Source organism: Thauera sp. 2A1 (genome assembly GCF_009469595.2).
Taxonomy (GTDB): domain Bacteria; phylum Pseudomonadota; class Gammaproteobacteria; order Burkholderiales; family Rhodocyclaceae; genus Thauera.
This window is the reverse complement of record NZ_SSXV01000009.1, coordinates 123,485-149,430: the sequence shown is the minus strand read 5'-3', so window position 1 is coordinate 149,430 and position 25,946 is coordinate 123,485. Positions and strand designations below refer to the sequence as shown.

At 63.7% G+C, this 25,946-nt stretch carries 22 protein-coding genes and 2 tRNA genes; 10 read left to right on the top strand and 14 right to left on the bottom strand.

What is annotated here, in order from left to right:
* Nucleotides 1–176 precede the first annotated feature (176 nt).
* A complete protein-coding gene (locus tag GH664_RS10790; RefSeq protein WP_153168066.1) occupies nucleotides 177–1,838 on the top strand; it encodes an L-lactate permease in 1,662 nt (553 codons plus the stop codon).
* Nucleotides 1,839–1,953: 115 nt separating this feature from the next.
* Here GH664_RS10790 and GH664_RS10785 read toward each other — a convergent pair whose 3' ends face one another.
* Both GH664_RS10785 and GH664_RS10780 read right to left on the bottom strand, forming a co-directional pair.
* Nucleotides 1,954–3,234 (bottom strand): glycoside hydrolase family 2 TIM barrel-domain containing protein, encoded by a 1,281-nt coding sequence (locus tag GH664_RS10785; RefSeq protein WP_153168091.1) that lies wholly within the window; start codon nucleotides 3,232–3,234, stop codon nucleotides 1,954–1,956.
* 5 nt (nucleotides 3,235–3,239) lie between these two features.
* Nucleotides 3,240–4,349, bottom strand: coding sequence for a glycoside hydrolase family 5 protein (locus GH664_RS10780; protein WP_153168065.1), 1,110 nt, complete (start codon nucleotides 4,347–4,349; stop codon nucleotides 3,240–3,242).
* A 159-nt stretch (nucleotides 4,350–4,508) separates the two neighbouring features.
* Here GH664_RS10780 and GH664_RS10775 point away from each other — a divergent pair, with 159 nt between their 5' ends.
* Nucleotides 4,509–6,179: an alpha-glucosidase gene (locus tag GH664_RS10775; protein ID WP_153168064.1), complete on the top strand. Its 1,671-nt coding sequence runs from the start codon at nucleotides 4,509–4,511 to the stop codon at nucleotides 6,177–6,179.
* A gap of 25 nt (nucleotides 6,180–6,204) precedes the next feature.
* Here the strand turns inward: GH664_RS10775 and GH664_RS10770 are convergent, their stop codons facing one another.
* Nucleotides 6,205–6,669: a DUF2242 domain-containing protein gene (locus GH664_RS10770; protein WP_228111467.1), complete on the bottom strand. Its 465-nt coding sequence runs from the start codon at nucleotides 6,667–6,669 to the stop codon at nucleotides 6,205–6,207.
* Between the two features lie 202 nt (nucleotides 6,670–6,871).
* On the opposite strand from GH664_RS10770, the gene GH664_RS10765 reads away from it, so the two are divergent.
* The 4 genes from GH664_RS10765 (at nucleotide 6,872) to GH664_RS10750 (ending at nucleotide 9,422) form a co-directional block, all read left to right on the top strand.
* Entirely contained in the window at nucleotides 6,872–7,786 is a 915-nt protein-coding gene (locus GH664_RS10765) for a YihY/virulence factor BrkB family protein (RefSeq protein ID WP_153168062.1), read from the top strand.
* Nucleotides 7,787–8,058: 272 nt separating this feature from the next.
* Nucleotides 8,059–8,135 (top strand) — tRNA-Arg (locus tag GH664_RS10760).
* Nucleotides 8,136–8,181: 46 nt separating this feature from the next.
* Nucleotides 8,182–8,258 (top strand) — tRNA-Arg (locus tag GH664_RS10755).
* A 138-nt stretch (nucleotides 8,259–8,396) separates the two neighbouring features.
* A complete protein-coding gene (locus GH664_RS10750; protein ID WP_153168061.1) occupies nucleotides 8,397–9,422 on the top strand; it encodes a DnaJ C-terminal domain-containing protein in 1,026 nt (341 codons plus the stop codon).
* 35 nt (nucleotides 9,423–9,457) lie between these two features.
* On the opposite strand, the gene serS is transcribed toward GH664_RS10750, so the two are convergent.
* Entirely contained in the window at nucleotides 9,458–10,750 is a 1,293-nt protein-coding gene (gene serS / locus GH664_RS10745) for a serine--tRNA ligase (RefSeq protein ID WP_153168060.1), read from the bottom strand.
* 270 nt (nucleotides 10,751–11,020) lie between these two features.
* Here serS and GH664_RS10740 point away from each other — a divergent pair, with 270 nt between their 5' ends.
* Nucleotides 11,021–11,284, top strand: a complete 264-nt coding sequence (locus GH664_RS10740; protein ID WP_153168090.1) for a hypothetical protein — start codon at nucleotides 11,021–11,023, stop codon at nucleotides 11,282–11,284.
* Here GH664_RS10740 and GH664_RS10735 read toward each other — a convergent pair.
* From GH664_RS10735 to GH664_RS10720, 4 genes are all read right to left on the bottom strand, one after another.
* Nucleotides 11,256–12,623 carry a replication-associated recombination protein A gene (locus GH664_RS10735; RefSeq protein WP_153168059.1) on the bottom strand — a complete coding sequence of 456 codons (1,368 nt, stop codon included), beginning with the start codon at nucleotides 12,621–12,623 and terminating at the stop codon, nucleotides 11,256–11,258. The two genes, GH664_RS10740 and GH664_RS10735, sit on opposite strands and share 29 nt — an antisense overlap.
* A 10-nt stretch (nucleotides 12,624–12,633) precedes the next feature.
* Nucleotides 12,634–13,254 carry an outer membrane lipoprotein chaperone LolA gene (lolA, locus tag GH664_RS10730; protein WP_153168089.1) on the bottom strand — a complete coding sequence of 207 codons (621 nt, stop codon included), beginning with the start codon at nucleotides 13,252–13,254 and terminating at the stop codon, nucleotides 12,634–12,636.
* Nucleotides 13,255–13,307: 53 nt separating this feature from the next.
* Nucleotides 13,308–15,602, bottom strand: a complete 2,295-nt coding sequence (locus GH664_RS10725; protein ID WP_153168058.1) for a DNA translocase FtsK — start codon at nucleotides 15,600–15,602, stop codon at nucleotides 13,308–13,310.
* Between the two features lie 141 nt (nucleotides 15,603–15,743).
* The gene (locus GH664_RS10720; protein WP_153168057.1) at nucleotides 15,744–16,415 is read right to left on the bottom strand and encodes a Crp/Fnr family transcriptional regulator; all 672 of its coding nucleotides are present in this window, start codon (nucleotides 16,413–16,415) and stop codon (nucleotides 15,744–15,746) included.
* A gap of 214 nt (nucleotides 16,416–16,629) precedes the next feature.
* On the opposite strand from GH664_RS10720, the gene trxB reads away from it, so the two are divergent.
* Together trxB and GH664_RS10710 are read left to right on the top strand one after the other, a co-directional pair.
* Nucleotides 16,630–17,583 (top strand): thioredoxin-disulfide reductase, encoded by a 954-nt coding sequence (trxB, locus tag GH664_RS10715; protein WP_153168056.1) that lies wholly within the window; start codon nucleotides 16,630–16,632, stop codon nucleotides 17,581–17,583.
* Nucleotides 17,584–17,595: 12 nt separating this feature from the next.
* Nucleotides 17,596–18,687 (top strand): Smr/MutS family protein, encoded by a 1,092-nt coding sequence (locus GH664_RS10710; RefSeq protein WP_153168055.1) that lies wholly within the window; start codon nucleotides 17,596–17,598, stop codon nucleotides 18,685–18,687.
* A 17-nt stretch (nucleotides 18,688–18,704) separates the two neighbouring features.
* Here the strand turns inward: GH664_RS10710 and GH664_RS10705 are convergent, their stop codons facing one another.
* Together GH664_RS10705 and GH664_RS10700 are read right to left on the bottom strand one after the other, a co-directional pair.
* On the bottom strand, nucleotides 18,705–19,043 hold the full coding sequence (locus tag GH664_RS10705; protein ID WP_153168054.1) for a P-II family nitrogen regulator: 339 nt from the start codon (nucleotides 19,041–19,043) through the stop codon (nucleotides 18,705–18,707).
* 51 nt (nucleotides 19,044–19,094) lie between these two features.
* Complete coding sequence (locus tag GH664_RS10700) at nucleotides 19,095–20,720, bottom strand: NAD+ synthase (protein ID WP_153168088.1); 1,626 nt, start codon at nucleotides 20,718–20,720, stop codon at nucleotides 19,095–19,097.
* Between the two features lie 86 nt (nucleotides 20,721–20,806).
* Between GH664_RS10700 and GH664_RS10695 the strand changes: the two genes are divergently transcribed.
* Nucleotides 20,807–21,949, top strand: a complete 1,143-nt coding sequence (locus GH664_RS10695) for a GNAT family N-acetyltransferase (protein WP_153168053.1) — start codon at nucleotides 20,807–20,809, stop codon at nucleotides 21,947–21,949.
* 25 nt (nucleotides 21,950–21,974) lie between these two features.
* On the opposite strand, the gene GH664_RS10690 is transcribed toward GH664_RS10695, so the two are convergent.
* From GH664_RS10690 to GH664_RS10675, 4 genes are read right to left on the bottom strand one after another with little or no spacing between them, the layout of a single operon-like run.
* Nucleotides 21,975–22,538 carry an NUDIX domain-containing protein gene (locus GH664_RS10690; protein ID WP_153168052.1) on the bottom strand — a complete coding sequence of 188 codons (564 nt, stop codon included), beginning with the start codon at nucleotides 22,536–22,538 and terminating at the stop codon, nucleotides 21,975–21,977.
* Between the two features lie 2 nt (nucleotides 22,539–22,540).
* Nucleotides 22,541–22,876 carry a DUF2818 family protein gene (locus GH664_RS10685; protein WP_153168051.1) on the bottom strand — a complete coding sequence of 112 codons (336 nt, stop codon included), beginning with the start codon at nucleotides 22,874–22,876 and terminating at the stop codon, nucleotides 22,541–22,543.
* Nucleotides 22,877–22,908: 32 nt separating this feature from the next.
* Nucleotides 22,909–24,375, bottom strand: a complete 1,467-nt coding sequence (nuoN, locus tag GH664_RS10680) for an NADH-quinone oxidoreductase subunit NuoN (RefSeq protein WP_153168050.1) — start codon at nucleotides 24,373–24,375, stop codon at nucleotides 22,909–22,911.
* Between the two features lie 53 nt (nucleotides 24,376–24,428).
* A complete protein-coding gene (locus tag GH664_RS10675; protein WP_153168049.1) occupies nucleotides 24,429–25,910 on the bottom strand; it encodes an NADH-quinone oxidoreductase subunit M in 1,482 nt (493 codons plus the stop codon).
* Between the last annotated feature and the right edge of the window lie 36 nt (nucleotides 25,911–25,946).

Sequence of the window (25,946 nt, the reverse complement as noted above, 5' to 3'; positions counted from 1 at the left end):
AGGAAACCACACGCGCCACCGCGCACGAAAAATGGAACGACATTGCCATATCTGACCGCGCCCTGACGGACCGGATGTCCGCAGGCTTCGTCCTTTCCGCCAGCCGCGGTTTGACCTCAGCGCGACGGTCGCTGCGATGCGACACACAAAACGAAAAAATCGGAGACAACCACATCATGGTTTGGCAACAGGTATACAACCCGTTCAGCAACATGGCCCTTTCCACCCTCACCGCCGCGGTTCCCGTGGTCGTGATGCTGGTGGGCCTCGGCTTTCTTCACCTGAAGGCACACATTGCGGCGGCCGCCGGCCTGATCGCGGCACTGCTCATCGCGGTGTTCGGATTCGGCATGCCGGCCGAGATGGCAGGCAAGGCCGCCTTCCTCGGCGGTCTCACCGGCCTGCTGCCGATCGGCTGGATCGTGCTCAACATCATCTTCCTGCACCAGCTCACCGAGAAGAACGGCAGCTTCAAGGTGCTGCAGGATTCGATCGCCGGCATCACCGAGGACCGGCGCCTGCAGTTGCTGCTGATCGCCTTCGCCTTCGGCGCCTTCTTCGAGGGCGCAGCCGGCTTCGGCACGCCGGTGGCGGTGACCGCAGCCATCCTGATCGGGCTGGGCTTCTCGCCCCTGGCGGCCTCGGGCCTGAGCCTGATCGCCAACACCGCGCCGGTGGCCTACGGCGCACTGGGTACGCCCGTGATCACGCTGGCCAAGGTGCATGGCTACGACGTGTTCGAAGTGTCAGCGATGATCGGCCGCCAGTTGCCCTTCTTCTCCGTGCTGGTGCCGTTCTGGCTGATCTGGGCCTTTGCCGGCTGGCGCGGCATGAAGGAGATCTGGCCTGCCATCCTGGTCACCGGCGTCAGCTTCGCGATTCCGCAGTTCCTGGTGTCGAACTACATGGGACCCGAGCTGGTGGACGTCATCGCCGCGATCTGCTCGATGGCAGCGTTGGTGATGTTCCTGCGCGTGTGGAAGCCCGCGCAGATCTGGACCTCGGTGTCGTTGAAGGGCCACGAGAAGGACGGCGGCGAGGCAGCCGCACCGCATGTGCCCACCAGGCATGCGACGGGCGAGGTGGTGAAGGCATGGACGCCATGGGCGATCCTGACGACCTTCGTCTTCGTGTGGGGCCTGCCCGCCACCAAGACCTATCTCAACGGGCTCTTCGCGCCGAAGTTCGCAATCGACGGCCTGCACAAGCTGATCGAGAAGGTGCCGCCGGTGGTGCCAAAGCCGACCGCCGAATCCGCGGAGTACGTGTTCAACCTGCTGTCCGCGACCGGCACCGGGATCCTGTTGTCCGCAGTGATCGGCGGGCTGGTGATGGGCTACGGCGTGCGCTCGCTGCTGCGCACCTACGGCAAGACGATCTGGCTGGTGCGCTATTCGCTGCTGACCATCGTGCTGATGCTGGGCCTGGGCACACTGACCCGCTACTCCGGCCTCGACACCACGCTGGGCCTCGCCTTCGCGGCGACGGGCGTGTTCTACCCCTTCTTCGGCACGCTGATGGGGTGGCTGGGGGTCGCGCTCACCGGTTCGGACACCGCCTCGAACGTGCTGTTCGGCGGCATGCAGAAGGTGGCAGCCGAGCAACTCGGCCTGTCGCCCAACCTGATGGGTGCGGCCAACAGCTCCGGCGGCGTGATGGGCAAGATGATCGATGCGCAGTCCATCGTCGTCGCCTCGACCGCCACGCGCTGGTTCAACCACGAGGGCGACATCCTGCGCTACGTGTTCTTCCACTCCATCGCGCTGGCCTGCCTGATGGGCCTCTTCGTGTCGCTGCAGGCCTATGTGTATCCCTTCACGGCGATGGTGATCCACTGAGCGCGGGTGCGCTGGACACCCGGGACCCCGCCCGAGGACGGCCGGCAGACTGCCTGATGCAGTCTGCCGGCCGTTTCCTCTCGCCGCGGCGACCTGCCGCTGCAGCAGGCCATCCTCAGCGCACCAGGAAGGGCAGATTGGCGGTCGCCGCCTTGCCGTTGCGGTCGCGCAAGGTGATGTACAGGCGGTAGACGCCCGGGCGTTCCGGCGCGATGAAGCGCACGCTGGCAGCGTCTTCGTGCAGCACGCGCACCGCCATGCGCTCGAGCGGCGGCTCGTGATCGGAATCAGGCCGGCGGCCGACGCTTTCGGTCAGCACCTTCCACTCCGTCCGCAGCGGCGAGCCGTCGAACGACACTGCATCGACACCCGCGGAGATTTCCTGGCCCCGCGCGAATTCGTCGGCAGCGATGCCGATGCCGCGGATCACCGGCGCCGGCGCTGCTACCGGCTTGCCCCAGGCGGCGCTCAAGGCGTCGGTCATGCCCGTCAGGCTGCCGTCACCGAGCAGCAGCCCATGCCACGTCTCCGTCTGTTCCAGCTTCGCGCCCCACAGGAAGGGAAAGGCGCCCTTCACTTCCGGCTGGCGCGCCAGGAAAGCCAGCGCGTCGCGGAAATAGACCGCCTTCTCGGTGCTCGTCGGCTCAATCGGCGCCCCCCAAGGCTTGTGGCCGGCCTGCCACTGTCCGAGCGGGCCGAACTCGGCGATGACCACCGGCTTCGACACGCCCGCCGCACGCAGGCGGGGCAGGATCGCGAACACGCCGCCTGCATAGACGTTCACCCCGAGCAGGTCGACCTGCGGACAGCAGCCGGCAAGCAGGCGCAGATCCTCGTCACTGTGGTCGGACACCGTCATCATCGTCGGATGCGCCGCGTCGAGCGCCTTCACGATGCCGGCGAGCCGGTCGACCTCGCGCCAGGCGGGCAGCGGATCGGCTTGCGCCAGCTCGACTTCGTTGCCCACACCCCACGCCAGCAGCGCCGGATGCGCGCGGTAGCGAAGCACGAACTGGCGGATGCCCTGCTCCTGCCTTCCGACCGCTTCCGGATCGTCGAGCCGGAAGCCCAGCCGCGGATGCCCCACCCAGAGGCCCATCACCACCTTCAGCCCCAGCCGTTGCGCCTCGTCGAGCACCCAGGCATGCGATTCGCTGTAGACCCGCACCACCTTGGCGCCAGCCGCCGCGAGCTTCGCCAGCGCATCGCGATCACCCTCGAAGGCGGCGCCCTGCCACTGCGACGGTGCCGAGGCCGGAGCCGGCCCTCGCGCAGACCTCTCGGCGCCCGCCGCCAAGCCTGGGTTGATCAGCCCCGGCGCGAGCAGCCCCACGGCGAAGAGCGCCTTCGCGAGGGCACGCCGCCTGCGAGACGCAACCGCCCGCCCTGCACCCATCGCGCTCATGAGCCGAAGTGCGACGGCAACCAGCCGCGCTCCACCGCCTCGCGCAGGCACCAGGCCGGCGTGGTTTCGGTCCGATAGCTCCAGAAGAACCAGCCCGCCAGGTTCTCGAAGGTGGCAAGCTGGGCGGCGGCATAACCGCGAAAGGCCACCGCACGCTGGAAGGCGTCGAGGCCGTCGAGCGCGCTGTTGAACGGGCCTTCGGCCCACAACGAGACTTCCTGCAGGTCCATGCCCAGGCTCCATTCGCCACACACGCTGCGCAGGCCGAGTTCCGCCTCGATCGCGTCGCCCTCCTGGCGCCAGTCGTCGATCGTCTTGCGCATGTGGCCGTAGATGTCCATGTCGATGTCCTCGCGCCCGAAGCACTGGTAGCGATGCACGTCGAAGATCACATTGGCGAACTCGGGCCCTTTCAGCAAGCACTGGTATTCGCGGAAGGAGCGGAATCCGTCGTGGAACATCAAGGCCACGCGCTCGGCGGCGCAATGGCGCCGCACGCGCTCGTAGGCATCGATGTAGTAGGCCTTCAGGTAGTCGGTCGGCACATCCCAGCGCGGCTCGTTGAGCGCCTCGATCGCATGCAGCGCGGGATGGTCGCGATAGCGCTGCGCGATGCGCTCGAGGACGTCGAGCGAATGCTCGCGATATTCGGGCCGCGTGTGCCATTCGCACACATCCTTGATGCCGCCATTGTCGAATCCGTTCTGGCAGCCCGGCGCCGCATGCAGATCGAGCACCACGCGCAAGCCGAACTCGTACGCCCATTTCATGGCGCGGTCCAGCACGGCGATGCCGCCGCTCACGAAGGGATGGCGATTGTCGCCATAGCTGCGGTGGTAGGGGTAGTCGGTGCCGAAGATCCAGTGGCCGAACGGGATCCGCACTGCGTTGAGGCCACGCTCGGCAATCCAGCGGAAATCCTCGCGCGTGATGAAACCATCCCAGTGCGCGCGCAGGCGCGGCGCGGCGCCGCTGCCCATTTCCACGCACCAGGTGGTTTCGTCCGTCGCTGCCAGTCCGTCGAAGATGCTGGGCACCATCCATTTCTCGAGCACCAGCCATCCGCCCAGGTTCACGCCGCGAAGCCGCCCCTTGTTCTCGTTCATGGCCTTTCCCCTCTGCTTTCGTCGGTTGGGAGGTCGATCCCCGCCCGCAGGCGAAGCGCGCCACGGAGATTATGCGCTTGTGCCATGTGCGAAATGCCAGGCATCGTTCACGACGAACTACAATCGAAGCGGTCTGCAATCGAATAACGGGGGCGCGGCGTGGAACGACCTTGGTGGCACGAGGCGGTGGTCTACCAGATCTACCCGCGCAGCTTCATGGATTCCAATGGCGACGGCATTGGCGACCTCGATGGTGTCACCGCTCGCCTCGACTATCTGTCGTGGCTCGGCGTCGATGTGATCTGGCTGTGCCCCATTTTCCGCTCACCCAACGACGACAACGGCTACGACATCAGCGACTACCAGGGCATCATGGCCGAGTTCGGCACCATGGCCGACTTCGACCGCCTGCTCGCCGAGGCGCATCGCCGCGGCATGCGCGTCATCCTGGACCTGGTGCTCAACCACACCAGCGATGAACACCCCTGGTTCATCGAATCGCGCTCCTCGCGCGACAACCCGAAGCGGGACTGGTATGTCTGGCGCGACGGCCGCAACGGGCGCGAGCCGAACAACTGGGCGAGCATCTTCGAGGGCTCGGCCTGGAAGCTGGATCCGGCCACCGGTCAATACTTCCTGCACCTGTTCTCGGAGCGGCAGCCCGACCTGAACTGGGAAAACCCGTCGCTGCGCCAGGCGATGTACGACATGGTGCGCTGGTGGCTGGACAAGGGCATCGACGGCTTTCGCATCGACGCCATCAGCCACCTGAAGAAAGCGCCCGGCCTGCCCGACCTGCCCAATCCGCATCGCCTGCGCTACGTACCCTCGTACGACATGCACATGAACCAGCCCGGCGTGCTGGACTTCGTCGATGAGCTGTCGCGCGAGACCTTCCAGCGCTACGACATCATGACGGTGGGCGAGGCGAACGGCGTGTCGCCGGCGCAGGCGGTCGAATGGGTCGGCGGCGAACACCGGCGCCTGAGCATGATCCTGCAGTTCGAACACTGGACACTGTGGTCGCGCGATCCGCATGCCGGGCTCGATGTGGTCGCCCTCAAGCGCATCTTTGGCCGCTGGCAGCGCACGCTGCATGAGCGGGGCTGGAACGCGCTCTACCTCGAGAACCATGACCTACCGCGGGTGGTGTCGCGCTGGGGCGATCCACAACGTTTCCGTTACGAGAGCGCCACCGCGCTGGCGACGATGTATTTTCTGATGGAGGGCACGCCCTTCATCTACCAGGGCCAGGAACTCGGCATGGCCAACACCGTATTCCACAGCCTGGCCGAATTCGACGACGTGTTCGCACGCAACCGCATTGCGCAGATGCGGGCCGAAGGACGCGACGACAGCGACATCCTCGCCGAGCTTGCGCTGGCCGCGCGCGACAATTCACGCACCCCCATGCCCTGGGACGACAGCGCGAACGCCGGTTTCAGCTCGGCTGAGCCGTGGCTGCGCATCAATCCGGAATACCGCGCGGTGAACGTAGCCGCCCAGCGCAAGGCGGATCGCTCCGTGCTGCATTTCTACCGCAGGTTGATCGCGCTGCGCGCGGCCGAGCCGGCATTGATCCATGGCCGCTACGACCTGCTTCTCGAGCGCAATCGGCAGATCTACGCGTATACCCGCACACTGGGCGACCGGGGTTTCCTGATCATGTGCAATCTGACGTCCCGCGAGGCACGTTATCGCCACCGCCATCTGCCCTTGCGCCACGACGCGCTGGCACTCGCCAACCAAGAGGTGCCGGCCCACCCTGTGGTCATGCAGTGCGTACTGCGTCCCTTCGAGGCGCGGGTGTATCGCATCGATCCGACCTGAGCGTTGCAGCGGGGGGATATGGCGCTCAGTTGTCCATAGCGTTATTCACCAGCGGGGGCGTGGTGCCGCTGGCGAGGCCCTCGATCAGCGCGAAGAGGCGCTTGTAAAACTCGGCATCGGCGATCGTCTCCTCGCCGACCTTGACCAGCGCTTCCTTGTCCGACGTCCAGGGCAGCGAAATCCCGCCGATCCCGGCGACATTCACCGCAGTGCTGCTGGCCGCCGACTTCAGCTCGAAGCGTTTCTCCAGCGCGTTCGCGTACACCGCCGACCCCAGGCTGCTGGGCAGGCAGACGAGCGTGATGCCCAGCGTCACCCCACGATCCGACCTGGGCTGGAAAAACTTCTCGCCGTGGATGCGCGTCGGATTCGCGTCGTCGAGCTGGTAACCCTGGCTCAGCAGCGCACGCTTGGCCAGTTCGCAGGCACCCGCAGGGTCACGCGCGATCCAGGTCATGAAGGGCGACTCTGCCTGGAAGGTTTCGGTCATATAGACGGGCGGCGGACGCGACGACGCGCAGCCCGCCAGGCTAAGCCCGACCCACAGAGAGAGGAGCAGTCGGCTTGAAACTCGAGACATCGGAACGGCACACTGGCTGAATCTGAAGGACGAATGGTAGAACATCCCTCGCTGCGATTGCTCGCTTCTTTCCGCCCGCAGCACCCCTCCGATCGAAACAGGATGCAAGCCGATGCGCAAGTTCGCTGAACACTGGCTCTCCGTGCTGCAGAAAACCCTGCACATCTGGCTGGAGGCGCAGTCCTTCATGCACGCGGCTGCCCTCGCCTTCTTCACGCTGTTTTCGGTTGCGCCGGTCGTCATCGTTGCGGTGACGATCGTCGGCCTGGCCCTTGGCGAGGAAGCGGCGCGGGGTCAGATCGCCCAGCAACTGCAGGCCGCCATCGGCACTGAAGCAGCCCAGGCGGTGCAGACCGCGGTGGCGGCGAGCCGCATCGAACGCAGCGGCATCCTGCCCTCGTTGGCCGGCCTCGCCGCGATGCTGTTCGGCGCCACGACAGTCTTCGCGCAGATGCAGACCGCCCTCAACGCGATCTGGGGCGTGACACCACGGCCGACCCGAAGCAGCCTCTTCCTGTACGTGAAGACCCGCCTGCTGTCCCTCACCGTCGTCCTGGCGATCGGCTTCGTCCTGCTTGTGTCGCTTTTGCTGAGCGTCGTCGTGCGGGCGCTGGTCGTCTTCGCCCAGGCCTGGTTGCCGGTGCCGCCGGCGCTGCTGCTGGGCGTCGATGCGGTGGTGTCCGTGGGCGTGGTCAGTCTGCTGTTCGCGACGATCTTCCGCGTACTGCCCGACGTGATCCTCTCCTGGCGGGACGTGTGGTTGGGCGCGCTAGTGACCGCCCTGCTCTTCGGTTTGGGCCGCAGCCTCATCGCGCTCTACCTGTCGACCACCGCCACGGCGTCCACCTACGGCGCCGCCGCCTCGCTGGTGTTGCTGCTGATGTGGGTGAACTACTCGTCCCTGATCCTGCTGTTCGGCGCCGCCTTCACCCGCGCCAACGTGCAGGCGCGCGGGCAGTCGGTTCGCCCGCGGGTAACCGCCATCCGCATCCATCGGCAGCTCGTCGAAGACGAGCCCCGCGCGTGACAATCCAGACCTCATGCCGCGACATTTCGTGCGCGGCATCAACGCTTGCCAACTGATCCCCGATTGGACGCGCCGCACCCGCATCAGTCACAACCACTGGCCTTGCAATCCCGTTCTCGACGTGTAGAATTCGCGCCCTTGAAGCACGACGGCCAGGCCAGATTGCCAAAGCCCGCAGTTTCGGCAGGCTGCCTCCGGCGCCGTCGGCTCAAAAAGGGTATTGAAGAGGGTATTTTTTCCGCTATAATGCGGCCTCTTCGTTGCACCACAATGCGCCCGTAGCTCATCTGGATAGAGTACCTGGCTACGAACCAGGGGGTAGGAGGTTCGAATCCTTCCGGGCGCGCCAGTTTTCTTGATTCTTTGCGAAGAATCTCGAGTTTTGCTGCATCGGAGCGCCCGTAGCTCATCTGGATAGAGTACCTGGCTACGAACCAGGGGGTAGGAGGTTCGAATCCTTCCGGGCGCGCCACACAAAACGGCTTGAAGCCCAGTCCTTGCGACTGGGCTTTTTGCTTTTTCGGCGCCCGATCGGACAGCCGCGCGTCGCGCCACTGGCAGCCGTGGTACGGTTTGCGGCATCGCGCTCCCGGGGCTGCACCTTCCTGCAATGAAAGACGCCTACACCCTGCTCGGTCTCAAACCCGGTGTCTCCGCGAAAGACGTCAAGCGCGCATTCCGGCGACTGGCCATGCAATGGCACCCGGACCGCAATCCGGACCCTGCCGCACTCGAACACTTCAAGTCCTTGCGCGCCGCCTATGAGCGCCTTCTGGCACACGCAGAGATTGGGGCAACGGCTGAGGAAGCCGCACCGACAGCGTCAACCGCGTCGGAAAAGCCGGCGGCCTCCAGGGGCGCCGATCGTCATCAGGACCTGATCCTCAGCATCGAGGAAGCCTGGCTGGGCTGCGAGAAATCCGTGCGCGTACCGCAGCAATCCACCTGCCCGACCTGTGAGGGCAGTGGCACGGAGAAACTCGCCCACACGCAGCTCTGCAAGCATTGTCACGGCTCCGGCCGCATCCGCGTTGCCGGCGGCTTGCACCGTTGCGAAACCTGCGGCGGCCGTGGATACCTGACTCAGCGCACCTGCACGATCTGCGAGGGCAGCGGAAACGTCCAGACGTGGCGCACGCTTGCGGTGAAGATTCCGCCCGGTTTGATCAGCGGTGACGAATTGCGCGTCGCCGGCGCCGGCGCACCACCCTCCCTGCCCGACGGACGTAGCGGCGATCTCCGCTTGCGCGTCCGCCTTGCCGAACACGCCCTGTACCGTCTCGAAGGCCGCGATCTGAGACTGTCGCGCCCGGTCAGTGCGCTGCGCATGCTGGCAGGCGGCGACATCGAAGTGCCGCTGCCCGCCGGGCCGCTGACGCTGAAGGTCCGCGCCGGAACCGCGGAGCCGCGCGAACTGCGCATCGAAGGGGCCGGTTTTCCCGCCGGACGCGGGCAGGCAGCCGGCGCACTCATCGTGGAACTGCAGCCGGTCATGCCCGAGGCGTTCAACAGCCACCAGCAGCGCCTGCTGGCGGAACTGGACGCCGAGCTGTCAGGCAATGCGAGCCGTCATTACCCGACACTCGCGACCTGGGAGGCAGGCTGGCTTGCCTCCCGGCCGCCGGAGCGCGGCTAAGTGCAGGATTGCAGGCCGGGCGATCGCCGTGAGGCTCAGAGCGCCGGCTCCAGCACTTCGATGCCGCCCATGTAGGGCACCAGAGCCTTGGGAATCACCACCGAGCCGTCGGCCTGCTGGTAGTTCTCGAGCACCGCAACCAGCGTGCGGCCGACGGCGAGGCCGGAGCCGTTCAGCGTATGGACCAGCTCGTTCTTGCCGTTGACGTTCTTGAAGCGGGCCTGCATGCGGCGCGCCTGGAAGGCCTCGCAGTTGGAGCAGCTCGAGATCTCGCGATACGTGTTCTGCGCCGGCAGCCAGACCTCGAGGTCGTAGGTTTTTGCCGCCGAGAAGCCCATGTCGCCGGTGCACAACGCAACCACCCGGTACGGCAGCCCAAGCCTCTGCAGCACCGTCTCGGCGTGCCCCACCATCTCCTCGAGCGCCTCGTAGCTCTTTTCGGGATGGACGATCTGCACCATCTCGACCTTGTCGAACTGATGCTGGCGGATCATGCCGCGCGTGTCGCGCCCTGCGCTGCCGGCCTCGGAGCGGAAGCATGGGCTGTGCGCCGTCAGCTTGACCGGAAGCGCGTCGAGCGGAAGCACCTGGTCGCGCACGCTGTTGGTCAGTGAAATCTCCGATGTCGAGATCAGGTACTGCTCGCCAGCCTGCTCGTCCCCCCCACGCAGCACCCAGAACATGTCATCGCGGAACTTGGGAAGCTGCCCCGTGCCGACGAGGATGTCGCGGTTGACGATGTAGGGTGTGTAGCACTCCGTGTAGCCATGCTCGCCGGTCTGCAGGTCAAGCATGAACTGCGCGAGGGCACGATGCAGGCGTGCCACCTTGCCGCGCATGAAGGTGAAGCGGGACCCGGACAGCCGCGCACCGGTATCGAAATCCAGCCCAAGGCCGGCACCGATCTCGACGTGATCGCGCACCTCGAAGTCGAAGCTCCCAGGGCTGCCCCAACGCCGCACTTCCACATTGCCGCTTTCGTCCTCGCCCACCGGGACGCTTTCGTGCGGCAGGTTGGGCAGACCGAGCAGGAAGGCTTCCATCTTCTCCAGCAGGCCGGGCAGCGCCTGCTCGCAGGCCTTCAACTCGTCGCCCAGCCGTGCAACGTCGGCCAGCACGGCGGAAGCGTCCTCGCCCTTGCCCTTGAGCATGCCGATCTGCTTGGACAGCGCATTGCGCTTCGCCTGCAGTTCCTGAGTGCGGGTCTGAAGCGACTTGCGCCCGTCTTCCAGCGCGGCGAAGGTCGAGGTGTCGAGGGTCAGGCCCCGGCTTGCGAGCCGTGCGGCGACAGTTTCTATCTGACTGCGAAGGAGTTGGACATCGAGCATGAGAAGATCCTGAAAAGTATCCGATTCAGCAGTTTAGCCGCTGAAGTTCATCAAAAGGCTGTAGAAAAGGCGTCAAGCCTCTGTTGAAACATGACTATCGACGGTGTACGAGACACTGCGCAGTGCAACATCTTTGATTATCAAAATCAATGCCTTGCGCCGAAGGCATGGGCAAATTTGGCTTGCCATTTCCATTTCTGCGCATATTCTTAAAGGAGATTCGAAACAATGCCGCGCAAGACGGCTGAAATGACATCTGGAGGGGTACACATGCTGTCGATTCGTGATTGTCTCGATTATTGCGATCTCACCGAAGACGAAGTTGCGCTCGTTGCCGAACATGAAGGAATTCCCGACGCTGCCGCCGCGCAGGTTGTGTGCGGACTGGTGCAGACGCCAGAGGGTGTGCTGCTCGTTACCAACTACATGCTGGACCTGATTGAACGCGCTGACGAGGAAGGCGATCACGCGAAAGCGGAGCGCGCGCGGTCGCTGTGTGCCAGGTTCATGGCCGATCATCCACTTCGTCACTGATCGACATTCGCTCACCTGCTTCCCGCATCACAGCCGCGCCGGCCGCCCGATCCAGGGCGCGCAGGCGCGCCAGCTTTTCCGCAATGCGGATCTCGAGCCCGCGCGGCACAGGCTCATACCAGCCGGGTTCTTCCATTCCTTCAGGGAGGTAGCGTTCACCTGCCGCATAGGCATCCGGCTCGTCGTGCGCGTAACGGTACGCCTTTGCGTAACCGAGATCCTTCATGAGGCGAGTCGGCGCGTTGCGAAGATGCAGCGGGACGGGACGGGACGCATCCTGCTTCACGAAGGCCCGCGCGGCATTGTAGGCCCTGTACACCGCATTCGATTTCGCCGCGCAAGCGAGGAACACCGCCGCCTGGGCAAGCGCGAGTTCGCCCTCGGGCGAGCCCAGGCGCTCGTAGCTCGCGCATGCGTTCAACGTGATTTCGAGCGCCCGCGGATCGGCCAGACCGACATCCTCGACCGCCATGCGCACCAGCCGCCGCCCGAGATAATGCGGATCGACCCCGCCATCGAGCATTCGGCACAGCCAGTAGAGCGCGGCGTCAGGATGGGATCCCCGCACCGACTTGTGCAACGCGGAGATCTGATCGTAAAACGCTTCCCCACCCTTGTCGAAACGGCGCAGGTTGCGCGACAGGGCGTCGTCCACGAAAGACGGCGTCACCGGATTCACGCTGGCCGTCTCGGCCGCGGTCTGAACCTGTTCGATCAGGTTCATCAGGCGGCGTGCGTCGCCGTCGGCGAAACCGACGAGACGGTCGCGCGCGTCATCCTCGAAAACCAGTTCGGGGCAGGCCAGCGCGCATGCACGATTGAACAGTTCTCCCAGCGCCTGTGCGTCCAGGGGCTCGAGCACATAAACGGCGGCACGCGATAGCAGCGCCGAATTCACCTCGAAGGACGGGTTTTCGGTCGTGGCACCGATGAAGGTCACCAGCCCCTGTTCGACGTAGGGCAGGAAGGCATCCTGCTGCGCCTTGTTGAAGCGATGCACCTCATCGACGAACAAGATGGTGTGGCGCCCGCGCGCCTTCGCCGCCTGCGCCTGCTGAATGGATTCGCGGATCTCCTTGACGCCGGAAAACACCGCCGACAGCGCGACGAACTCGGCGTCGAAACCCTGCGCCATGAGCCGTGCGAGCGTCGTCTTGCCCACGCCGGGCGGCCCCCACAGGATCATCGAATGCGGCTTGCGCGCAGTGAACGCGAGCCGCAAGGGTTTGCCGGGCCCCAGCAGGTGCGCCTGTCCGGCCACCTCGTCGAGGCTGCGCGGGCGCATGCGCTCGGCAAGCGGGACCCGCGGCGGCTCGAGATCCTCGAACAGATCGCTCATTCGCGCAGGCTCACCGCACCGCAGGAACGGAATCCACCATGTCGCCGATCACGTCGGCGCCGGCAGGAGCGATAAAGCGAAAACGCGCTGCGTCCAGCGGTGGATTCGGGTGCAGCCGGGTGAAGTTGAGCTGCGTCGTCTGGCCGAAATTGTCCTTCATCTCCATGCGCTTGAGCTCCCCGCTCGCCAGGCCGATACGCAGGGATTCGAAAGCCCCCTCGGCACGCTTCGGCCGCGCCTCGACCCAGTCTAGCCCTCCGCTGCTGCCCACATCGCTCAGAACGAAGTTCTCGTCCAGCGAACCGCTGCCGAACAGGATCGCCGCCGGCGTGGCGCCGAGCGCATCGCCGATATGGCGGACCGTGACCTGGTTGAGGTCGCGGTCCCAGGTCCACATGCGCTGGCCGTCACCGACGAGCAATTGCGGATAGGGCTTCTCGTACTCCCAGCGAAACTTGCCCGGCCGGGAGAAGGCAAAGTGGCCGACGGACTGTTGCGGCTTGCGCCCCGACTTGGCAGCCACGACCTGCTCGAACTCTCCTTCCGCGCTGCGCGTTGCCGCAACGAACTGCCGCAACTGCACCACCGCATCAGCGGCCGACGCCATACCGCCAGCGATGAACAACGCCATTCCCAGCGCCAGACGTCGCGCGGCCATCCCTGTCGGGTTCCAGCAAATTGCTCTCATTCAGTCTCCTTCGCAGGCACGATCACTTCACGGTTTCCGTTGCTGCCCATCGGAGATACGAGCCCGGCACGCTCCATTTGTTCAATGAGCCGTGCCGCGCGGTTGTAACCAATCCGCAAATGCCTTTGTACGAGAGAGATCGACGGGCGCCGCGTCTTGACGACAACCTCGACCGCCTGGTCATAGAGCGGGTCGGCCTCGCCGTCGCCCCCTTCCCCGCCGCCTGCGCCGAGCGCAGCATCGAGATCGTCCTCGGCCGCCGCGAGAATGCCCTCCACATAATCGGGCGGACCGACGCGCTTCAGATGTTCAACGACCTTATGCACCTCGTCGTCGGCAACGAAAGCGCCGTGCACCCGGATGGGCAGACCGGTCCCTGGCGCCAGGTAGAGCATGTCGCCCATGCCGAGCAGGGCTTCCGCCCCCATCTGGTCAAGGATGGTGCGTGAATCGATCTTCGACGACACCTGGAAGGCGATCCGGGTCGGCACGTTGGCCTTGATCAGGCCGGTGATCACATCCACCGACGGACGCTGCGTGGCAAGGATCAGATGGATGCCGGCCGCACGCGCTTTCTGCGCAAGCCTCGCGATCAGCTCCTCGACCTTCTTGCCCACGACCATCATCATGTCGGCGAGTTCGTCGACGACGACGACGATATAGGGCAGCGGGTCGAGCGGTTCCGGACTCTCCGGCGTGATCGAGAAGGGATTGGTGAGTGGCGTCTCGGCCCTGCGCGCTTCCAGCACCGCCTTGTTGAAGCCGGCCAGGTTGCGCACGCCGACCGCCGCCATCAGCTTGTAGCGTTTGTCCATCTCGGCCACGCACCAGTTCAGCGCATTGGCCGCGTGCTTCATGTCGGTGACGACGGGCGCCAGCAGATGGGGAATGCCTTCATAGATCGACAGCTCGAGCATCTTCGGGTCGACCATGATGAGGCGCACGCGCTCCGGCTCGCTCTTGTAGAGGAGCGACAGGATCATCGCGTTGATGCCGACCGACTTGCCCGAACCCGTGGTGCCGGCGACCAGCAGGTGCGGCATCTTGGCCAGGTCGGCCACGACAGGCTGGCCACCGATGTCCTTGCCAAGGACGACGGTGAGCGGCGAGTTCATGTCGTGATAGGCCTTGGAGCCGATGATTTCCGACAGGCGGACGGTCTGTCGCTTGGGGTTGGGCAACTCCAGCGCCATGCACGACTTGCCGGGCACCGTCTCCACCACGCGCACCGACACCAGCGACAGTGCGCGCGCGAGATCCTTGCCCAGATTGACTACCTGGCTGCCTTTCACGCCCACGGCGGGCTCGATCTCGTAGCGCGTGATCACCGGGCCGGGATAGGCTGCGATCACCTTCACTTCGACGCCGAAGTCGGCAAGCTTGGTCTCGATCAGGCGCGAGGTGAACTCAAGCGATTCGGCCGACGGCGGCTCGACATCTGTCGAAGCCGGATCGAGCAGGGCGATGGGCGGAATTGCGCCCACCGACTCGTCGATGAAGAGCGGTTGCTGGCGTTCCTTTTCGACACGCTCGGACTTTTGCACTGACACCACCGGCGGCTCGATCCGCAGCGGCGCCGGCGCGGTCTTTTCCGTCTTGCGCCTGCGTGTCTCCACGACCTCCTCGCGTTTCTGGGCAACCTGCTTGCCGACCCGGCGATCCTGCCAGCGCAACCAGCCCTGCTGCGCCGCCACCACCGCCTGCTCGAGCGCGAGACCCACGCGTTCGACGAAAGTGAGCCAGGAGACACCGGTGAACAGGGACAGGCCGGACGCGAGCGCAGCCAGCAGCAGCAGCGTGCCACCCGTGAAGCCGAAATAGCGCTGGATCGAGTGGCCCAGCTCCATGCCGATGAGGCCGCCCGGCGCAAGCGGCACGGCGCCCCCATGGCTATGGAAGCGCAGCGATTCGAGCGCACTGCTGGCCAGCAGGACGACGAGGAAGCCGAGCATGACGAAGAAGAACGAACGCCGATCCAGCGTCAGGCGGTTCTTCAGCCGCCGGAATCCCCACATCAGGCCGTATGCCAGAAAGACGACCCACCACCATGCGGAAAGACCGAAAAGGTAAAGCAACAGATCCGCCAGCCAGGCGCCGAAACGCCCCCCCGGATTCGTGACGCGCGCCGTCGCCGAGGCGTGCGACCAGCCAGGATCGCTCCTGTTGTAGCCGAGCAGCACCAGCCCGACGTAAAGCGACATGACGCCCAGGATCAGCCAGCGCGCCTCCTGCAACAACAAGGAAATCTTTTCGGGAAGGGGCTGGGAGCGATGCGACGAGCGAGACTGCATGGAGGGGCGGCAAAAGGCCTGAAAGAAACTTCGAGGCCGGATTATAAGCGATCCCCCGCTCCCGCAGTCTCGAGGCGTCTGCCGACTGCCGTCGCCCGAGCGCAGCATGGCGCAATGTGCGCCGCAGCCGCAGCGCCCGGGTCAGACCTCGCTGAGGCGGTCCCGCAAGATGATGCCCTGTGGCGTTTCCTCGATCAGGCCCTGCTGTCCGAGATCCTTCATCACCCGGCTGACCATTTCCCGGGATGCACCGATCATCTTCGCGATGTCCTGCTTCGAGATTTTGCGCACCACGACCGTCTTGCCGTCGATGTCCTCCGACATCTCGATGAGCAGGCGCGCGACACGACCATAGACGTCCATCAGCGCCAGGCTCTCGATCTTGCGATCGGCGTCGCGCAGGCGCTCGACGAGATTGCACATGATGCGCCATGCAATGTCGAAGTTGTCGTGCATGATCTGGCGGAAGTCATGCTTGGGAATCATCACCAGATCCGAGGCGACCACCGCGATGACCGAGGCCGAACGGGGCTGCTCGTCAAAGATGCCCATCTCGCCGAACAGTTCGCCCTGCCCGAGAATCGAAAGAATGACTTCGCGGCCGTCCTCGTCACTCACGACGACCTTCAAGCTGCCGGTAAGAACGAAATAGACGTAGTCTGGCCGATCACCCGCGTTGACGACGGTCTGCCCGCGTGGAATCCGACGCATCATTGCGGCGCGTGCCACCGTGGCGAGCACCTCCTCCGACAACCCGTGGAAAAGGGGAAAAGTCTTGAGGGCAATGGGAGAAACGACCGTTGATTGACTCATGCTGTCTCCGGATGACACGGACCACTCTGAAATTCCGTGAAGCTTGTCACAAGTTTAAACGAATATTCGCCGGAGCGATGAACGCCACGTCGTCAATCGGCGCCGGGACGAAAACTCCCGCTCGATTGCCCCCGCCTATGACCTTGATGCGCCCGGCCCCTTTGCCCGCTCGCATATAATGCGGATCCTTCCCGATTTGCCGGAAATTCAAGTCATGACCACCAAGCATGCCCGCCTGATCATCCTGGGCTCTGGCCCCGCCGGTTATACCGCCGCAGTCTATGCAGCACGCGCGAACCTGAACCCCGTGCTCATTACCGGCCTCGCCCAGGGCGGTCAGTTGATGACGACGACCGAAGTGGACAACTGGCCAGCCGATGCCGACGGTGTGCTGGGCCCCGACCTGATGGCGCGGTTCCAGCGGCATGCCGAGCGCTTCAATACCGAGATGATCTTCGATCACATCCACACCGCGAAGCTGCAGGAAAAGCCCTTTCGTCTCATCGGCGACAGCGGCGAATACACCTGCGACGCGCTCATCATTGCGACCGGCGCCACCGCGAAGTATCTGGGGCTGCCCTCGGAGGAGGCCTTCTCCGGGCGCGGCGTGTCGGCCTGCGCTACCTGCGACGGGTTCTTCTACCGCAATCAGGAAGTGGCCGTGATCGGCGGCGGCAACACGGCGGTCGAGGAAGCCCTTTACCTTGCGAACATTGCGAGCAAGGTCACGCTCGTGCATCGTCGCAACAAATTCCGCGCCGAGAAGATCATGATCGACAAGATGATGGAGAAGGTCGAGGCCGGCAAGATCGTGCTCGAACTCGACGCCACGCTCGATGAGGTGCTTGGCGACAAGTCGGGCGTCACCGGGATGCGGATCCGCAACGTCAACAACGGCGAAACACGCGACCTTTCGCTGCAGGGCGTGTTCATCGCCATCGGTCACAAGCCCAATACCGACATCTTCGAAGGTCAGCTCGAGATGGAGGGCGGCTACATCGTCACGTACGGCGGGCGGAACGGGAATGCCACCCAGACCAGCATTCCCGGCATCTTCGCCGCCGGCGATGTGCAGGACCATGTCTATCGCCAGGCGGTGACGTCCGCTGGCACGGGCTGCATGGCGGCGCTCGACGCGGAGCGCTATCTGGACGCCCTTGGCGCCTGAGGACGCGCGCCAATGCCCCGCCGTTCTCGCACCGCCTCGGCCCGGCATGCCCGAGCCCGTGCCGGAGCGGCCGGCGGCGGCACGGCGCGCACGGCGAGCCCTTTCGAAGCCCTGGCGCGCCTTGGGAAAACAAGCGTGCCGACGTCCGCAGCGCCCCGAGCCCCTTCTCGGGGTGGGGGCAATGCCGCAAAGCTGCCGGAGGCGGATCGGGCAACCAAGGGGGACACCGTCGTCGAAGCAGAGGACGTCGCCCTGTTCCTCAAGGCGAATGCGAACACACGTCCGCTTGCCCATGGAGGACGGCTCGAGCTTGAACGCCCCCGCCCCGAGCCGATTCCCCGCTTCAGCACTCTGCCGCAAGCGGAAGATGAGCCGATGGTACGCCGCGCCGTCTCCGATGCGCTCCGCGCAGCCTACGAGGACGTGACGCCGCTCAAAGACACCGGGCGTGTCGTGCTGGATACGCCCGCACGCCATCGGGATCGATCCCTCCACGCGCAGGAAAAAACCGCATACGGTGCTGTAGCGGAAGGTCCAGCCGCGCTTCCATCCGACGTCGACGCCAACGACCCCAACGCACTTTTCCGCTACGCGATGAGCGGCGCGAAGCCGATCGATACGCGCAATCGCGTGGTACTCGAACGCCCCTCGCCCGCGCCCTCACCAATCAAGCGCGAGGCCGACGAGCGCGCTGCGCTGACCGAATCCCTGAACGCGCCACTCAGCTTCGAAGATCGGCTCGACATGGGCGATGAAGCGGCCTTCCTGCGTACCGGGCTTCCGCGTCGGGTCCTGAGCGATCTGAGGCGCGGCCGCTGGGTCCTGCAAGGACAAATCGACCTGCACGGTCTCACCCGCGACGAAGCTCGCGAAGCCCTCGGCCACTTTCTCACCACAAGCCGGCAGCAGGGTCACCGCTGCATCCGCGTGATTCATGGCAAGGGGCTGGGTTCCCCAGGACGCGTATCCATCCTCAAGCAGCTCTCGCGAGGCTGGCTGGCACAGCGCGAGGAAATACTGGCATTTTGCCAGGCCGGGCCACACGACGGCGGCGCCGGAGCGCTCCTGGTTCTGATGCGGGCGCAGAACGCAGCCCGCGACTGAAACAAACGACGCAGCGTTCAGATCGCGGCTTCGTTGACCTCTCCGGTGCGGATGCGCACCACCTGTTCAACGGGCATCACGAAGATCTTGCCATCACCGATTTTTCCGGTGTGCGCTGCCTTGACGATTGCCTCGACGGCCTGCTCGACCATGTCGTCACCGAGTACGACCTCTACCTTGATCTTGGGCAGGAAGTCCACGACGTACTCGGCGCCACGGTACAGCTCCGTGTGTCCCTTCTGGCGGCCAAAACCCTTCACCTCGGTCACCGTAAGACCTGTGATCCCCACTTCGGACAGTCCTTCACGCACCTCGTCCAGCTTGAACGGCTTGATGATCGCTTCAATCTTCTTCATTCGTGTCTCCTGATCCGACATTTTGCCCGCGCAGACCGCATCCCTTCGTACTCAGAACTCGTCCTGGTAACGGGATGTTATCGGATATCGCCAGTCCCTGCCGAAGCCGCGCTGGGTGACGCGGATGCCGACAGGGGCCTGGCGGCGCTTGTATTCGTTGCGCTTGAGCATCGCCACCGTGCGCCGCACGTCAAGTTCCGGGAAGCCGGCAGCGATGATCTGGCGCGGAGCCTCGTCCCGTTCCATGTAGGCCTCGATGATCGCGTCGAGCACCTCGTACGGAGGCAGGCTGTCCTGGTCCGTCTGGCCCGGTTTGAGCTCGGCCGAAGGCGGGCGGTCGATGATGTTCTGCGGTATCACCGGACTGACGCTGTTACGCCAGTTCGAAAGTCGGTACACGAACGTCTTGTACAGGTCCTTCAGCACCGCGAATCCGCCCGCCATGTCGCCATAGAGCGTGGCGTAACCTGTCGCCATCTCGCTCTTGTTCCCCGTGGTGAGGACGATCGCGCCGGTCTTGTTCGAAAGCGCCATCAGGATCATTCCCCGGATCCTGCTCTGCAGGTTCTCCTCCGTCGTGTCCTCGGGCAGCCCCGCGAACTGTGGCGCAAGCAGCTCGCCGAAGACCTTCATGGCCGGCTCGATCGGGATCTCGTCGTAGCGGACGCCGAGCCGCCGCACCATCTCGCGCGAATCGTCGAGGCTCATTTGCGCCGTGTAGGGAGAAGGCATCATCACCGCGCGCACGCGATCGGCTCCGAGGGCGTCGACCGCGACCGCGAGCGTCAACGCCGAGTCGATACCCCCCGACAGCCCGATGATCGCTCCAGGAAAGCGGTTCTTGGCGAGGTAGTCGCGCACGCCGCACTTGAGCGCCTCATAGGCGTCTTCCTCCAGCGGCCGTGCCAACTCCTGGACCTCCGAATTCCAGCGGCCATTCTCGAAACGCACGATGTCGAGCCGCTCTTCGAAAGATGCGCTCTGATACGCCAAGGCGCCATCTGCATCCACCGCAAACGAGCCACCGTCGAACACCAGCTCGTCCTGCCCGCCAACCATGTTGCAATAGAGGATGGGCAGGCCGGTCTCCCGCACCCGATCACGCAGCACCTGGTGCCTGCGCTGCTGCTTGTTCATGTGAAAGGGTGACGCGTTCAGCGACAGAAGCACCTCGGCGCCCGCCGCGCGAGCCAGGGCCGCCGGCGCGGCCTCCCACAGGTCAGCGCAGATCGTCACCCCGAGGCGGACACCCTTGTAGTCGAACACGCAAGGCACCAGACCGGCCTCGAAGTAGCGCTCCTCGTCGAACACCTCATAGTTCGGCAGCAGATGCTTGTGGTAAGTCGCCTCGAGCCGGCCATCCACGATGACGGACGCGGCATTGAAATAGCCCTCGTCCGCCTCCACCGGATGGCCCAGCACCACACACAGGCCTCGTGATGCCTCGACAATGCGCGCCGTCTCGCGTGCGCATGCCCGATAGAAATCGGGGCGCAGCAGCAGATCCTCGGGCGGATAACCGGCAAGGGCCAGTTCCGGAGTCAGGACCAGGTCGGCCCCCGCCGCCCTGGCTGCCTCCATGCAGGAAATCACCCGGTCGGCATTGGACTGCAAGTCACCGACGGTAAAATTCCCTTGTGCAACGGCAACGGAGATCGATTTGTGTTGAATGTTCATCATGAGGCGAAACTATACCGCTTCGACGCGCCCACGGCGCATCCGAAGCGCTGCCGCGCCGCTAACCCAAAATGCGCGCCCTTGCCATGAATACGCATGACGGCTTTGCCATCCTGGACCGTCTGCACGCGATAAGGCCTGCCGACTGGGATGAACTGGCGCGACATGAAGGCGTAACCGCGCCGGCAGTCAGCCATTCCTTCCTTAGCACCCTCGAAGAAACGGGTTGCGTCGGCAATGGAACCGGCTGGGCTCCCAGGCATGCGACCTTGTGGCAGGACGGCCGGCTGGTCGCCGCCATGCCTCTCTACGAGAAGGAGCATTCCTATGGCGAGTATGTCTTCGACTGGGCTTGGGCAGACGCCTACGCACGGCACGGACTGCACTACTATCCAAAGTGGCTCTCGGCCGTCCCGTTCACGCCACTACCGGGAAGACGTCTGCTGGGCCGCGATGCGCAGGCAAGGCGGAATCTGCTGCGCGCCGCGCTAGAGCACATACACGCAAGCGGGCGATCCTCCTTTCACGTTCTATTGCCAACCGAAGAAGAGGCCGCCTGGTTGCGCGACGCCGGCTTGTTGATGCGCCAAGGCGTGCAGTTCCACTGGAAGAACCAGCGTTACCTCGATTTCGACGAGTTCGCTGCCGGAATGAACCACGACAAGCGCAAAAAGATTAAACAAGAACGGCGTCGTGCCCAGCAGCATGGGCTCGATCTTCGATGGCTTGACGGTCGCTCGGCCACGACGTCCGATTGGTCCTTCTTCCATCGATGCTACGCCATGACCTATGCGCTCCATCGGTCGACGCCCTATCTGCGTCCCGGCTTCTTCGTCGAGCTCGCCCGACGCCAGCCAGATGCCGTACGCCTCCTGGTGGCGAGCCGCAAGGGACAACCGATCGCTTCGGCCTTCTTCCTGTGCGACGAGCAAGCCTTGTACGGGAGGTACTGGGGTGCAATCGAGCATCTGCCCTTTCTGCACTTCGAGCTGTGCTACTACCAGGCCATCGAATATTGCATCGCGACAGGGCTGGAGAGATTCGAAGGCGGAGCACAGGGCGAACACAAGCTCGCGCGCGGGCTCCTGCCAGTCGTCACTTATTCAGCACACTGGATTCGCGATCAACGTTTTCGCCATGCCGTCCAGGACTATCTCGCACGCGAGAGCGCCGGCATCGAGTTGTACCTGGACGAACTTCAGGACAGGACGCCCTTCCGTTCCACCTGACTTCCTGCCCGAACATCAGTCACCATCACATCCGGCGATCTTTCCCCTGAATGAGCGGCAGCGCACGGAAAAGCGCACTGATCGTCTTGCCGTCAGTGATCTCCCCCGCATGCACCGCCGAGATCGCCTCATCGACCGTAAGCAGATGCACCTCCAGGAATTCGCCGTCATCCAAGGCGTGCCCGACGTGCGTGAGATCGTGCGCCATGAAGATCTCGATACGCTCATCGGAGTAGCCGATGCACGGATGCATCACTCCGAGATGGGCCCAGGCTTTCGCTTCATACCCCGTTTCCTCGCGTAGTTCACGTCGCGCGCAGCGATCGATCGGCTCATCTCGGTCGATCTTGCCTGCCGGCAATTCAAGGAAGGCTCGTCCCAGCGGATATCGGAACTGACGCTCGAAGATCAACCTGCCATCGTCCAGGCAGGCCACGATCACAACAGCGCCAGGATGTCGTATGTATTCCCTGAAGGCGAGCGTCCCATCTGGCAAGCGCACGCGATCGCGCCAGACTTTGAGCAGCGCACCGTCGAAAACCGACTCACTGTCAACTTGCTCCTCGTGCAGGGAATCCTTCGCCGCCATGGCTAACCCTTCACCGCACGACGCATAGAAATCTCGTGGCGCCACAGATAGCGGAAAACAAAACCCGGGAAGGCAAACACGAGAAAGAGGCTGATCGTGGTCGCATAGAACTCCCAGCCTTGACGATACACGCCACCGTAGCCGCGATCCTCGAAAAGGAGGGACGCGATGCCCACGAGAAAATAGAGCAACACCAACTCCGCGAGGCGCCAGCCGAAACGCTTGCGCCGACCGGCAGGCACGCGCACAACGAAAAAAACTCTCTCGAAGATGAACGGCAGATTCGCGGCGAAAAATGCTGCCGCGAGCAGCAACCAAGCCCCTGATGAACCAGACATGAAATCAGCGTGCGCGACTGTGCTATTGGCGATCAGAGCGATGCGAGAAGTGCGTACGCGCAGAGTGACATCAGCATCTGCGGTGCGACACCGAGCGCCGCAATTGCCAAGCCGTTGGCGGAAAGCAGCACCCGCAGTTCCGCAGGCGCACGAATCTCGCTCGTATCCTCCGGCGCATCGAAATACATCACCTTCACCACTCGCAGATAATAGAAGGCACCAATCACAGACATGATCACCGCTACGACCGCCAGCCAGAAGTATCCGGCCGCCACGACGGCTTGCAGGACCGAGAGCTTGGCGAAGAACCCGATGAAGAACGGAATGCCCGCCATCGAGAACATCACGAACATCATCATCAGCGCAAACCACGGGCTGCGCTTGTTCAAACCCTTGAAGTCGTCGATGTTCTCAGCTTCGAAACCCGCACGCGAGAGCAGGATCACCATGCCGAATGAGGCCAGGCTCATGATCACGTACGCCACTGCATAGAACATCGCAGAGCTGTAGGCATTGAGGGCGAAGTGGCGATCGCCATCGACCACACCGGCAAGCAGGCCTAGCACGACGAAACCCATGTGCGAGATGCCCGAGTAGGCAAGCATGCGCTTGATGTTCTGCTGTGCGATCGCAGCAAGGTTGCCCAACACGATGGATGCGACCGCAATCAACATCAGCATGGTTTGCCACTGCGCCGCGAGGTCGAAGAGGCCCCAGACCAGCAGCCGAATCGCCATCGCGAACGCAGCAAGCTTGGGTGCCGTGGCAATCACCAGCGTCACCGCCGTAGGTGCCCCCTGATACACATCCGGCACCCACATGTGGAACGGAACGACGCCGAGCTTGAAGGCGATCCCCGCCACCAGGAAGACGAGCCCAAACAGCAACACCGTCTGGTTGGCGGCTTGGTTGTAGACCGCCTGCGCGATACCAGTAAATTCGAGCGAGCCGGTAGCACCATAAACCATTGACATGCCGTACAGCAGCAGGCCGGAAGCGAGAGCACCGAGCACGAAATACTTCATCGCCGCTTCCGTCGAGCGTCCGGAGTCCCGGTCGAAAGCCACCATCGTATAGAGCGCGAGCGACATCATCTCCAGGCCGATATACATCGGGAGCATGTGGTTGGCGGTCACCATCACCATCATGCCAAGCGTCATCAGCAATGCGAGAAGGTAGTACTCGGGCTTGTCGATGTTCCGGTCGGCCAGATACCCCCGGCCATACAAGAGCGCAACGGCCATCGAGAAATAGATGACGAGTTTCAGGAACTGGCCCATGAGATCGCTCACGAACAGGTTGCTGAACGTGTAGCTCACCTCCCCCTGCATCGTGAAGATCGTGACGAATGCCGCTGCGATCAACGTGAGTTGGGTAAGCGCATACCCAAGCCAGCGCACACCACGGGCGAACGTACTCGCCAGCATGATCACGAGCGCCATCACGGCGACGAAGATCTCGGCCGCTGCGGGGTAGAAGTCGGGGACGACAAAGTTCATCTTCTGACCAGTCCGTTAATTATCTCGGCTTAGCTCACGTGGTGCCGTGGCACTCAGAGCTTGCTCACTGCTACATGCCGCAGCAACTCATCCACCGATGCATGCATGACTTCAGTGAAGGGGAAGGGGTAGAGACCCATCGCCAGTACGCACAGCGCGAGGATGGCAAGGAATGCGAATTCACGCGCGTTGATGTCCTCCAGTTCGGCAACGTGGCTGTTCGCCACCTTGCCGAATACGACGCGCTTGTACATCCACAAGGTATATGCCGCACCGAGGATCAGCGTCACCGCAGCCGCGAAAGCAACCCAGAAATTGAACTTCACCGCGCCCAGGACCACCATGAATTCACCCACGAAGCCCGAAGTCGCCGGCAAGCCCGAGTTGGCCATCGCGAACAGCATGAAGAAGGCGGCAAACTTCGGCATCGTATGCACCACCCCGCCGTAATCGGCAATCTGGCGCGAGTGCACGCGGTCATAAAGAACGCCGATGCAAAGGAACATCGCTCCGGAAACAAAACCGTGCGAAATCATCTGCACGATAGCGCCCTCGATGCCAAGCTGGTTGAACATGAAGAAGCCCAGCGTGACAAAACCCATGTGCGAGATCGACGAGTATGCCACCAGCTTCTTCATGTCGGTCTGGACCAGTGCCACGAAGCCGATGTAGATGACCGCGATCAGCGACAAAGTGATGACCACCGGGGCAAGCTGGTGCGCCGCATCGGGAACGATGGGAATCGAGAACCGCAGGAAACCATAAGCACCAAGCTTCAGCGCGATCGCTGCCAGCACCACTGAACCGCCAGTCGGGGCTTCGACGTGTGCATCTGGCAGCCAAGTATGAACCGGCCACATCGGCACCTTGACACCGAAGGCAATCAGGAACGCCAGGAATATCAGGACCTGTGGCTCCATCGGCAACGGCAGTTGATGCCAGTCGAGGATACTGAAACTACCGCCCGATTGCATGAACAGGTACAGCAGCGCGATCAGCATCAGCAACGAACCGAGCAGCGTATAGAGGAAGAACTTGATCGCTGCGTACACCCGGTTCTGACCGCCCCAGATGCCGATGACGAGGTAGAGCGGAATGAGCGAGGCTTCGAAGAAGACGTAGAACAGCACTCCGTCGAGTGCAGAGAAGATCCCGTTCATCAGGCCGGACATGATCAGGAAGGCCGCCATGTACTGCGCCACCCTCTCCTGGATCACCTGCCACCCCGCCATCACCACCATGATCGTGATGAACGCGTTCAGGAGCAGGAAAAGCACAGAAATGCCGTCGACGCCGAGGTGGTAATTGATGTTGAAACGCGGAATCCACGACTGCAGTTCCACGAACTGCATGGCACTCGAACTCGTGTCGAAGCCCGTGTACAGCGGAATCGTCACGACAAATCCCGCGACCGCCACCGCAAAGGCAAGAATCCGAGCCAGCGGGGCGTTCCGATCGGAGCCGGTGGCAAGCACCAGCACACCCCCAAGGATCGGCACCCAGATCGCGAGACTGAGGAAAGGAATGTCCGTCATCGTTGCTATCCGTTGTATGCGCTCACTTGAGCGCGT